This is a genomic window from Sphaerotilus sp., from assembly GCF_041083715.1.
Classification (GTDB): domain Bacteria; phylum Pseudomonadota; class Gammaproteobacteria; order Burkholderiales; family Burkholderiaceae_C; genus Sphaerotilus.
In genome coordinates, this window is record NZ_JBFPGY010000133.1 from 1 (window position 1) to 10,678 (window position 10,678).

At 71.2% G+C, this 10,678-nt stretch carries 8 protein-coding genes and 1 pseudogene; 6 read left to right on the top strand and 3 right to left on the bottom strand.

All coding sequences use genetic code 11. The features are described from left to right. The 3 genes from xdhC to xdhA all read right to left on the bottom strand — a co-directional run. On the bottom strand, window positions 1-656 hold a 656-nt coding region (gene xdhC / locus AB3X43_RS06260; protein ID WP_369429006.1), incomplete at its 3' end, for a xanthine dehydrogenase accessory protein XdhC. Continuing rightward, entirely contained in the window at window positions 653-2,971 is a 2,319-nt protein-coding gene (xdhB, locus tag AB3X43_RS06265) for a xanthine dehydrogenase molybdopterin binding subunit (RefSeq protein WP_369429007.1), read from the bottom strand. The genes xdhC and xdhB, both read right to left, overlap by 4 nt. Continuing rightward, window positions 2,968-4,479 (bottom strand): xanthine dehydrogenase small subunit, encoded by a 1,512-nt coding sequence (gene xdhA / locus AB3X43_RS06270; protein ID WP_369429008.1) that lies wholly within the window; start codon window positions 4,477-4,479, stop codon window positions 2,968-2,970. The genes xdhB and xdhA overlap by 4 nt, the downstream gene beginning before the upstream one ends. Before the next feature lie 71 nt (window positions 4,480-4,550). Here xdhA and AB3X43_RS06275 point away from each other — a divergent pair, with 71 nt between their 5' ends. The 6 genes and pseudogenes from AB3X43_RS06275 to AB3X43_RS06300 form a co-directional block, all read left to right on the top strand. Next, window positions 4,551-5,513, top strand: coding sequence for a LysR family transcriptional regulator (locus AB3X43_RS06275; RefSeq protein ID WP_369429009.1), 963 nt, complete (start codon window positions 4,551-4,553; stop codon window positions 5,511-5,513). Next, window positions 5,510-6,829, top strand: coding sequence for a guanine deaminase (guaD, locus tag AB3X43_RS06280; RefSeq protein ID WP_369429010.1), 1,320 nt, complete (start codon window positions 5,510-5,512; stop codon window positions 6,827-6,829). The genes AB3X43_RS06275 and guaD overlap by 4 nt, the downstream gene beginning before the upstream one ends. A gap of 67 nt (window positions 6,830-6,896) precedes the next feature. Continuing rightward, on the top strand, window positions 6,897-8,414 hold the full coding sequence (locus tag AB3X43_RS06285) for an ABC transporter ATP-binding protein (RefSeq protein WP_369429011.1): 1,518 nt from the start codon (window positions 6,897-6,899) through the stop codon (window positions 8,412-8,414). Beyond that, a complete protein-coding gene (locus AB3X43_RS06290; protein WP_369429012.1) occupies window positions 8,401-9,462 on the top strand; it encodes an ABC transporter permease in 1,062 nt (353 codons plus the stop codon). Before AB3X43_RS06285 ends, AB3X43_RS06290 begins: the two co-directional genes overlap by 14 nt. A gap of 5 nt (window positions 9,463-9,467) precedes the next feature. Continuing rightward, the gene (locus AB3X43_RS06295) at window positions 9,468-10,388 is read left to right on the top strand and encodes an ABC transporter permease (protein WP_369429013.1); all 921 of its coding nucleotides are present in this window, start codon (window positions 9,468-9,470) and stop codon (window positions 10,386-10,388) included. Window positions 10,389-10,450: 62 nt separating this feature from the next. Continuing rightward, window positions 10,451-10,678: pseudogene (locus tag AB3X43_RS06300) on the top strand (BMP family ABC transporter substrate-binding protein); the annotation flags it as partial.

A 10,678-nucleotide genomic window follows, 5' to 3' on the forward strand; every position in this document is an offset into this window, starting at 1 on the left:
GCCCGCTTCGTCCCGCTGCCGATCAGCCCGCAGTAGCCGAAATCCCCCCGTCGCAGCACGGCCTCGGTGATCCGCTCATCGAGGTCATGCCGGTGCGTCATCACCAGATAGAACGCGCCCGGCGGCGCCAGCGCCACCTCGGCTTCCGGTGTGTCCACGCACACCCGCTCGATGTGCGGCGGCTCGGCGCCTGTCAGTGGGGGGAATTCAGACTCGCGCTCGTCGATCCACTGGACGCGGCAGTCGATGTCGGCCAGCAGCTTCACGATCGCCCGGCCAACGTGACCGGCGCCATGCAGTTGCAGGAACAACCGCGGCTGCGGCCCCGGCCAGTCGGCCAGGGACGCTTCGGTCAGCGCTTGCAGCCGCAGCACGACCCGCCCGCCGCAGCACTGCCCGAGCGCCGGCCCGAGCGGCAGGTCGAGATCGGTCGGCGCCATGGGCGCGTGGCGCAGGCCATCGCGCGCCGCGGTGATCGCCAGCAGTTCGAGATGCCCGCCGCCGATGGTGCCGAGCACGGCGTTCTCGGCCACGACCATGCGCGTGCCCGTCTCGCGCGGGGTCGAGCCGCGGTGCGACAGGATCTGCACCTCGACCGCACGCCGCCCCTGTGCGAGCCAGCGCCGGGCCTCGGCGGCCAGCATGCCGGGGGTCATCCCGCCTGCACCGCCGCGATGGCGTCGAGGATGGCTTCGCTGGTCGCGGGTGCGCGCAGCGGCGGATCGACCCGGTGCCCGCCCACCGCCGACACCGCATCGCGGATCGCCAGGAACACGCTGAACGGCAGCAGCAGCGGCGGCTCGCCGACCGCCTTGCTGCGGTGGATGCTGTCGGCCGGATTGCGGTGGTCGTAGAGCCGGACGTGGAACGCGCCCGGGGCGACCGGCACGTCGTTCGCGGTCGGGATCTTGTAGGTGCTCGGCGCGTGGGTCAGCAGCAGGCCGGCCGTGCGCGAGCCGTCCATTGGCTGCCAGCGCAGCTCCTCGGTCGTCAGCCAGCCCATGCCCTGCACGAACGCACCCTCGATCTGGCCGATGTCCACGGCAGGGTTCAGCGACGCACCGACATCGTGCAGCGCGTCCGCCCGCAGCAAGCGCCACTCGCCGGTCAGCGTGTCCACGACGACTTCGCTCAGCGCCGCGCCATAGGCGAAGTAGTAGAACGGCTTGCCCTGCAGCTTGTCGCGGTCCCAGTGCAGGCCGGGCGTGGCGTAGAAGCCGTCACTCCAGAGCTGCACGCGGGCGGTGTAGGCCAGTGCCACCAGCTCGGTGAACGGCATCGACTGCTCGCCTGACGAGACCATGCCCGCACCGAAGCGCACCGTGTCGGCGCCGACCTGCCAGCGCGGCGCGAGGAACTGCGCCAGCCGGGTGCGGACCTGCCGGGCGGCGTCCTGCGCGGCCTTGCCGTTCAGGTCGGTGCCGGTGGAGGCGGCGGTGGCGGAGGTGTTGGCGACCTTGTGCGTGTCGGTGGCGCTGACCCGCACGCGCTCGAAGGCGATGCCGAGTTCGTGCGCGACGACCTGCGCGACCTTGGTGTTCAGCCCCTGGCCCATCTCGGTGCCGCCGTGGTTCACGAGCACGCTGCCGTCGGTGTAGACGTGGACCAGCGCGCCGGCCTGGTTGAAGTGCCCGACGTTGAAGCTGATGCCGAACTTGACCGGCGTCAGCGCGAGGCCGCGTTTCAGCACCGGGCTGGTGGCGTTGAAGCTGGCGATCTCGGCGCGGCGCTGGCGGTAGTGGGCGTGGTCGGCGAGTTCGGCGACCAGCGGGCTGAGGATGTTGTCCTCGACGGTCTGGCCGTAGGGCGTGACGTTGCGCTCGGTCGTGCCGTAGAAATTGGCGCGGCGCACCTCCAGCGGGTCCAGCCCGAGCCGGCGCGCCACCGAGTCCAGGATCATCTCCACCGCCAGCGCGCCCTGCGGCCCGCCGAAGCCGCGGAAGGCGGTGTTGCTCTGCGTGTTCGTGCGGGCGCAGTAGCCGCGCAGATCGACGTTCGGCAGCCAGTAGGCATTGTCGAAATGGCACAGCGCCCGCGTCATCACCGGCGCCGACAGATCCGCCGTGGCGCCCGCGTTCGACACCATCTCCACGTCCGCGCCGAGCAGGCGCCCCGTGTCGTCGTGACCGACGCGGTAGCGGAACTCGAAGCCGTGGCGCCGGCCGGTGATCAGGAAATCGTCGTCGCGGTCGGGGCGCAGCTTGACCGGGCATTGCAGCCGGTGCGCGGCGATGGCGGCGACGGCGGCGAACAGCGCCGACTGCGATTCCTTGCCGCCGAAGCCACCGCCCATGCGCCGGCACTGCACCTGCACCTGGTGCGCCGCGAGGCCGAGCGCGTGGGCGACGACGTGCTGCATCTCGGTCGGGTGCTGCGTCGAGCTGTGGACGAGCAGGCCGTCGTTTTCCTGCGGGATCGCGTAGGCGATCTGGCCTTCCAGGTAGAACTGCTCCTGGCCGCCGAGGCTGAAGCGGCCGTCGAACTGGTGTGGCGCGCTGGCGATGGCCGTGGCCGCGTCGCCGCGGACCAGGTGCATCGGCGGCACGACGTACTGCTGCAGTGCGTGGGCTTCGAGCGGGTCGAGCACAGCGGGCAGCGGCTCGATCGTCGCCACCTGGGCGGCGAGGGCGGCGGCGCGGCGGGCTTCACCGCGGCTGCGGGCGATCACGGCGAACATCGGCTGGCCGCGCCACGTCACGGTGTCGCTGGCGAGGATCGGGTCGTCGTGGACGATCGGGCCGCAGTCGTTGGCGCCGGGGATGTCGGCGGCGGTCAGCACGGCGACGACGCCGGGCAGGGCGCGCACGCGATCGAGGTCGAGCGCGACCAGCCGGCCATGGGCGACCGGGGACAGGCCGAGCGCGGCGTGCAGCGTGCCGGCGACCTCGGCGATGTCGTCGATGTAGGGCGCGGCGCCGGCCACATGCAGGTGGGCCGACTCGTGCGGACGGGGTGTGCCGACGACGCTCATGGCCGCACCTCCGGGGTGATGGTGACCAGGCGCGGCGTCCAGACGGTCGTGTCCTCGGCCGGCAGCGGGTCATCGGGCCGTGTTTCCAGCCACAGCCGGCGCAGCAGGTTGGCGCTGACCTTGCGCCGATACGCCGCGCTGGCGCGCAGGTCGCTGAGCGGCTGGAAGTCCTGCGCGAGTGCGGCCTGGGCGCTGGCAAGGGTCGCTTCGGTCCACGGCTGACCCAGCAGCGCGGCTTCGGCTTGCGCTGCACGCTGGACGATCGCCGCCATCCCGCCTAACGCCAGCCGCACCTCGGCCACGCGGTCCCCGTCGAGCCGCAGCGCAAACGCGGCGCAGACGGCGGAGATGTCGCTGTCGTAGCGTTTGCTGATCTTCCAGGCGCGGACCTGCGTGCCTTCCGCCGGTCGCTGCACGACCAGCCGCGCCACGAACTCGCCCGGCTGCAGCGCGTTCTGCAGGTAGCCGAGGTAGAAGTCCTGCAGCGGCATCACCCGCTCCACCGCCCCGCGCCGCAGCACGATGTCCGCCCCCAGCGCGATCAGCACGGGCGCGCTGTCGCCGATCGGCGAGCCGTTGGCGACGTTGCCGCCCATCGTGCCGGCGTGGCGGATCGGCGGCGAGGCGAAGCGTTGCCACACCTCGCGCAGCGTCGGCACCGCGTCGGTCAGCGTGCGCCAGGCGTCTTCGAGCGACGCGGCGGCGCCGATGTGCAGCGCCTGCGCCGTGACCTCGATGCGCCGCAGTTCGGCCACCCGCCCGATCCACAGCGGCTCGCCGATGTCGCGGAACTGCTTGTTCACCCAGAGCGCCACATCGGTGGCCCCGGCGACGATGCGGGCGTCCGGGCGGGCCAGTCGCTGCGCGGCGAACTCGTCGAGCGTCAGCGGCGTGGCTTCGGCGGCCAGCGCGTCGAGTTGTTCACGCAGCGCCGCCCGGTCGATCAGGGCGGCGGGTGCATCGAACATCTGCTCGCCCGCGTCCACGATCGGCCGGTAGCCGGTGCAGCGGCACAGGTTGCCGGCGAGGTCGTCGGCGAGCTGCTGGCGCGTCGGGCGGGTGCCGGCGGCGCCGTGGTCTTCGTAGATGCCGGTCATCGTCATCGCGAAGCCGGGCGTGCAGAACCCGCACTGCGAGCCGTGGCACGCGACGAGCGCCTGTTGCACCGGGTGTACCGACTGGCCGTGCGCGGCAGCGATCGGCTTCAGGTCTTCCACCGTCAGCACGGCGCGGCCCGCCAGCGTCGGCAGGAAGGTGAGACAGGCGTTCACATTGCGGATCGCCACGCCGCCCGGCGCCGCGTCATCGCGCTCGGCCACCAGCACGGTGCAGGCGCCGCAGTCACCCTCGTTGCAGCCCTCCTTGGTGCCGGTGCACCGCGGGCGGGCGTCCTCGCGCAGCCAGTCGAGCAGCGTGCGCGTGGGCGCGGGGGTGTCGATCTGCTGCAGGGCACCGCGGTGGAAGAACCGGATCGGTCGGGGTGACCGGAGTGGGGTAGGCGCTGACATGGCGCCGAACATACTCCTTTGCATGGTTCTCGCTATGGGCTTGGCGAGATGACCAGCATCAGAATGCACGTATGACGAGCCGCCCCGTTTTCGACACCATCGAGCTTCACCTCGTCAGGGTCTTCCACACCGTGATTGCCGAACGCAGCGTCTCGCGGGCCGCGATGCGCCTGTCCTCCACCCAGCCGGTCGTCAGCGCGCAGCTCAAGCGGCTGCGTGCGCTGATCGGCGACCCGCTGCTGGTGCGGGCGGGCAGCGGCATGGTGCCGACCGAGGTGGCGCTGCAACTGATGGCGCCGGCCGAGGCCCTGCTGCGCAGCGCCGAGCAGCTCTTCGGCGGCAAGGCCGGCAGCCGCGCCTTCACGCCGGGTGCGGCCGAGATCGAGTTCCGCATCGCCGCCAGCGACTACATCGACCCGCTGTTCCTGCCCGCGCTGGTCACCCGGCTGCGCCAGGAGGCACCGCGCGCCCGCGTCACCATCCACGCGCTGTCGTCCGAGTTCGACTACCGCGCCCGTCTGGCCCGTGGCGAGGTCGATCTGGTGATCGGCAACTGGCTGGAACCACCGGCCGAGCTGCACATCGGCCGGCTGTTCTCCGACGAGATCGTCTGCCTCGTCGGCGCCGACCACCTCGCCGCGCGCCGGCCCGACGAGTGGACGTCCGCGCACTACCTGGAGTCGGACCATGTCGCGCCCACCGCGCTGCACACGGGCGGCCACGGCGTCATCGACGAACACCTCGACCGCCTCGGCCTGCGCCGGCGCATCGTCGTGCGCAGCCCGCACTTCGCACTGGTGCCGACGATGCTGGCGCAGTCGGCGCTGGTGCTGACCACCGGGCGGCTGTTCTGCCTGCGCCATCTGGAGCGGCTGCCCTTGCGCATCGTGCCCAGTCCGATCGCCTTCCCGGCGATGACCTACTACCAGCTCTGGCACGAGGTGACGCACAGCGCCGCCTCGCTGCGCTGGCTGCGCGAGACGGTGCGCGATGTCGCCCGCCGCCTCACCGCCCAACCCCTGGCCCTCGCATGACCCGTTCCCGACTGGCGCTGCGCGCCGACCTGCTCGATTTCACTGCCGACCCCGGCTGGAGCGCGCCCGATGCCGCGTCCGGTGTGCGCTGGCGGCCGGACCACTGGCTGCTGATCGAGGACGGCCGGATCGTCGGTGCCGAGCCCGCGAACGTCTTCACTCCCGGCCCCGACTGGCAGGCTGAAGACCACCGTGGCCAGCTGCTGATGCCCGGTTTCATCGACACGCATGTCCACAGCCCGCAGCTTGACGTCATCGCCAGCTTCGGCACCGAGCTGCTCGACTGGCTGAACACCTACACCTTCCCGGCCGAACTCCGCCATGCCGATCCGGCGGTGGCGCAGGCGGGCGCCGAGACCTTCCTCGACGCGCTGCTGGCCCATGGCACGACCACCGCCGTCGTGTTCCCGACCGTCCACCGCGTGTCCGCCGACGCGCTGCTGTCCGGCGCACACCGCCGCGGCATGCGCCTGATCGCCGGCAAGGTGCTGATGGACCGCCACGCGCCGGACGGCCTGCGCGACGACGTGCCCGGCGCCGAGCGCGACAGCCGCGACCTGATCCGCCAGTGGCACGGCACGGGGCGGCTCGCCTACGCGATGACCGTGCGCTTCGCCCCGACCAGTACGCCCGCGCAGCTCGCGATGGCCGGACGGCTGATGGCCGAGGTGCCGGGCCTCTACATGCAGACCCACGTCGCCGAGAACCGCGCCGAGGTCGCCTGGGTCGCCGAGCTGTTCCCCGAGGCGCGCAGCTACCTGGATGTCTACCACCGCGCTGGCCTGCTGAACGAACGCGCCGTGCTCGCCCACGGCATCTGGCTCGACGACGCCGACCGCCAGTTGCTCGCCGACACCGGCGCCCAGATCGCGCACAGCCCGAGTTCGAACCTGTTCCTTGGCAGCGGCCTGTGCGCCTGGCCTGAACTGGAGGCGGCCGGGGCGCGGGTCACGCTGGCGAGCGACGTGGGTGGCGGCACCAGCCTGTCGATGCTGCGCACGCTGGCAGACGCCTACAAGGTGCAGGCGTTGCGTGGCGTGAAGCTCACGGCGTGGAAGGCGCTGCATGGCGCGACGCTGGGGGCTGCGCAGGCGCTCGGGCTGGACCACGAGATCGGTTCGCTCGAAGCGGGCCGCGTCGCCGATCTGGCGCTGTGGGACTGGGCGCGCGGGCCGGTCGCGCAGCACCGCGACGGGCGGGTCCGAAAGCTGCATGAGCGGGTGTTTGCCTGGATGACGCTGGGTGACGAACGCAACCTCGCCGCGACCTGGGTGGCCGGGCACGCGATATTCCGCCGCCCCGGGCTTGAACCGTGACAGTTTCCATGACAATGCGCACCGCTTCAGTGCCTCCCGTGCGTCGATCTTCACCCGGAGTCCGTTCATGACCGCTCCTCCTCGCCTGGAACTCCTGGGCATCACCAAGCAGTACCCCGCGGTACGCGCCAACGATGGCGTGGCGCTGACGGTGCGGCCGGGCCAGATCCACGCCGTGCTCGGCGAAAACGGCGCGGGCAAGTCCACGCTGATGAAGATCATCTACGGCGCGGTGAAACCGGACGCCGGCGAGGTCCGCTGGAACGGCCAGCCGGTGCAGATCACCAGCCCCGCCCACGCCCGTGCGCTGGGCATCAGCATGGTCTACCAGCACTTCTCGCTGTTCGACACGCTGACCGCCGCCGAGAACGTCTGGCTCGGCCTCGACAAGGCGATGTCGCTGGCGCAGGTCATCGAGCGCATCCGGGCGGTGGCGGGCGAGTACGGGCTGGAGGTCGACCCGCTGCGGCCGGTCCATTCCTTGAGCGTCGGCGAGCGCCAGCGCGTGGAGATCGTGCGGGCGCTGCTGACGAACCCGGAGCTGCTGATCCTCGACGAGCCGACCTCGGTGCTCACCCCGCAGGCGGTCGAGAAGCTGTTCGTCACGCTGCGCAAGCTCTCCGACAACGGCTGCTCGATCCTCTACATCAGCCACAAGCTCGACGAGATCCGCGCGCTGTGCCACCACTGCACCGTGCTGCGCGGCGGCAAGGTCACGGGCGAGGTCGATCCCACGAAGGAAACCAACGCCTCGCTGTCCCGCCTGATGATCGGTGCCGAGCCGCCGCAGTTGCAGCACCGGCCGGCCAGGCTGGGCGAGGTGGCGCTGGCGGTGCGCGGGCTGGCGCTGCCGAAGGACGATCCGTTCGGCACGACGCTGGCGGGCATCGGCTTCGAGGTGCGCGCGGGCGAGATCGTCGGCATCGCGGGCGTGTCCGGCAACGGGCAGCAGGAGCTGATGGCCGCGCTCTCCGGCGAAGACCCCCGCGCCCCGGCCGGCTCGGTCACGCTGTTCGGCCAGGACATCGCGCAAGCCTCGCCGACCGCCCGGCGGCGGCAGGGGCTGCATTTCGTGCCGGAAGAGCGCCTGGGCCGCGGTGCGGTGCCGACACTTTCGCTGGCGCACAACGTGCTCCTGACCCGCACCGAAGGCGTCGGCCGCGGCGGCTGGCTCGACATGGCCGCGATCCGCGCGCAGTCGGCCGAGCTGATCCGGCGCTTCAACGTCAAGGCGGGCGGCCCGCAGGCGGCGGCGAAGTCGCTGTCGGGCGGCAACCTGCAGAAGTACCTCGTCGGCCGCGAGATCGCCGCCAACCCGAAGCTGCTGATCGTCAGCCAGCCGACCTGGGGCGTGGACGTCGGCGCGGCGGCGCAGATCCGCGGCGAGCTGCTGGCGCTGCGGGACGCGGGCTGCGCGCTGCTGGTGGTGAGCGAGGAACTGGACGAGCTGTTCGAGGTCTGCGACCGGCTCGTCGTCATCGCGCAGGGCCGGGTGTCGCCGTCGATCGCGACGCGGGACGCGACCATCGAGCGCATCGGCGCGTGGATGTCGGGATTGTGGGAGCGTGACCATGTTGAAGCTTGAAGCACGGCCCCAGCCGTCGCAGGTGATGTCGCTGGCATCGCCGCTGATCGCGCTGGTGCTGACGGTGCTGATCGGCATCGCGCTGTTCGCCTTGCTCGGCAAGGACCCGGTGAAGGGACTGGAGGTGTTCTTCGTCGAGCCGGTGAAGAATGCCCGGGCGCTGTCCGAACTGGCGGTCAAGGCGGTGCCGCTGGTGCTGATCGCGCTGGGGCTGGCGGTGTGTTTCCGCTCCAACCTGTGGAACATCGGTGCGGAAGGGCAGTTCATCCTCGGCGCGCTGGCCGGTGGCTGGGTGGCGCTGCAGGCGGATGCGTCGTCGTCGAAGTGGATCGTCGTGGCGATCCTGGCGGCCGGTGTGCTCGGCGGCATGGCCTGGGCGGCGATCACGGCGCTGCTGCGTGACCGCTTCAACGCCAGCGAGATCCTGGTGAGTCTGATGCTGGTCTACGTGGCGGAGATGGTGCTGAGCTACCTCGTCTACGGCCCGTGGAAGGACCCGCAGGGCTTCAATTTCCCGCAGACCGTCACCTTCGCCGCGCCGACCAGGATCCCGCGGCTGTTCGACGGGATGCGCGCCAACATCGGTGTGCTGATCGCGCTGGCGCTGGTGGCGGCGTTCACGGCCTTCCTGTTCCGCACCTACCGGGGCTTCGCGCTGCAGGTCGGCGGGCTGGCACCGGCGGCAGCGCGTTACGCGGGGTTCTCGTCGCGGGGGGCGCTGTGGACGGCGCTGCTGGTGTCGGGGGGGATGGCCGGGCTGGCGGGCGCGCTCGAAGCGGCAGGCCCGCTCGGACAGCTCACGCCGTATGTCCCGGTCGGCTACGGCTTCGCGGCGATCATCGTCGCCTTCGTCGGGCGGCTGCACCCGGTGGGCATCGTCTTCTCGGCGGTACTGATGAGCATGTTCTACATCGGCGGGGAACTCGCGCAGTCGCGCCTGGGCCTGCCCAAGGCGCTGACCGGCGTGTTCCAGGGCCTGCTGCTGTTCACGCTGCTGGCCTGCGACACGCTGATCGCCTACCGCATCCGCTGGAGTTCCAAGCCATGAGTGGAATGAACGAATACGCCTTGCTGCTGGCCGCGTCGCTGAACGCGGGCACCGTGCTGGCCGTCGCCGGCCTCGGGCTGCTGATCAACGAACGGGCCGGCGTGCTCAACCTGGGTGCCGAGGGGATGATGCTGGTGGCGGCCATCGCCGGGTTCGCCACCTCGGTGCAGACCGGCAACGACTGGCTGGCGTTCGCCGCGGGGGCGGGGGCGGGGGCGGTGATGGCCGCGATGTTCGGCGTGCTGGTGATCTGGCTCAACACCAACCAGTACGCCACCGGCCTCGCGCTGAGCCTGTTCGGCGGCGGCTTCTCGGCCTTCGTCGGCATCCGCTACACGCAGGAGAAGCTCGCCGAGCGCCCGCACTTCGACATCCCCGTGCTGTCCGACATTCCCTTCATCGGCCCGGCGTTCTTCAGGCAGCACCCGATGGTCTACCTGACGATCGCGCTGATGTTCGCGCTGGTGTGGTTTCTCTACCGCTCGCGGGCCGGGTTCGTGCTGCGCGCGGTGGGCGAGTCGCCGGAGTCGGCGCATGCGCTGGGTTATCCGGTGCGGCGCATCCGGCTGGCCGCTGTGATGGCCGGCGGGGCGCTGTGTGGGGTCGCGGGCGCCTACCTGTCGGTGATCTACACGCCGCTGTGGGTCGAGGGCATGACGGCCGGCAAGGGCTGGATCGCGCTGGCGCTGACGACGTTCGCGACGTGGCGGCCGGCGCGGGTGCTGCTGGGTGCCTACCTGTTCGGCGGCGTGACGATGCTGCAGTTCCACCTGCAGGGCGAAGGGGTGGAACTGCCCAGCCAGCTGCTCACCGCGCTGCCGTATGTCGCGACCATCGTCGTGCTGGTGCTGATCTCCCGGAACCCGGCGTGGATCCGGGCCAACATGCCGGCGTCGATCGGCAAGCCGTTCTTTCCGGGTTCCTGAGCGGACCTGATAATCCGCTGTTCCGTTGCGTTGTTCACCGATTGATTGACGAAGGAGAAACCATGTCCAAGCTCTCGAAGCGCACCCTGATCCGGGCCTCCGGCTGGGTGGCGCTGGCCGCCACCGCTGCCCTGGTCGGCTGTGGCAAGAAGGAAGAAGCGGTACCTGCCGCAGCCCCCGCTTCCGCGCCTGCCGCTGAAGCCCCCAAGAAGCCCGAGCCGCTCAAGGTCGCCTTCGCCTACGTCGGCCCGGTCGGCGACGCCGGCTGGACCTTCGCCCACGACAGCGCC

What these genes read in the sequence shown, in the direction of transcription:
- xdhB (WP_369429007.1), bottom strand. Translation starts at nt 2,971, where the DNA reads ATGAGCGTCGTCGGCACACCCCGTCCGCACGAGTCGGCCCACCTGCAT.
- xdhA (WP_369429008.1), bottom strand. Translation starts at nt 4,479, where the DNA reads ATGTCAGCGCCTACCCCACTCCGGTCACCCCGACCGATCCGGTTCTTC.
- AB3X43_RS06275 (WP_369429009.1), top strand. Translation starts at nt 4,551, where the DNA reads ATGACGAGCCGCCCCGTTTTCGACACCATCGAGCTTCACCTCGTCAGG.
- guaD (WP_369429010.1), top strand. Translation starts at nt 5,510, where the DNA reads ATGACCCGTTCCCGACTGGCGCTGCGCGCCGACCTGCTCGATTTCACT.
- AB3X43_RS06285 (WP_369429011.1), top strand. Translation starts at nt 6,897, where the DNA reads ATGACCGCTCCTCCTCGCCTGGAACTCCTGGGCATCACCAAGCAGTAC.
- AB3X43_RS06290 (WP_369429012.1), top strand. Translation starts at nt 8,401, where the DNA reads ATGTTGAAGCTTGAAGCACGGCCCCAGCCGTCGCAGGTGATGTCGCTG.
- AB3X43_RS06295 (WP_369429013.1), top strand. Translation starts at nt 9,468, where the DNA reads ATGAACGAATACGCCTTGCTGCTGGCCGCGTCGCTGAACGCGGGCACC.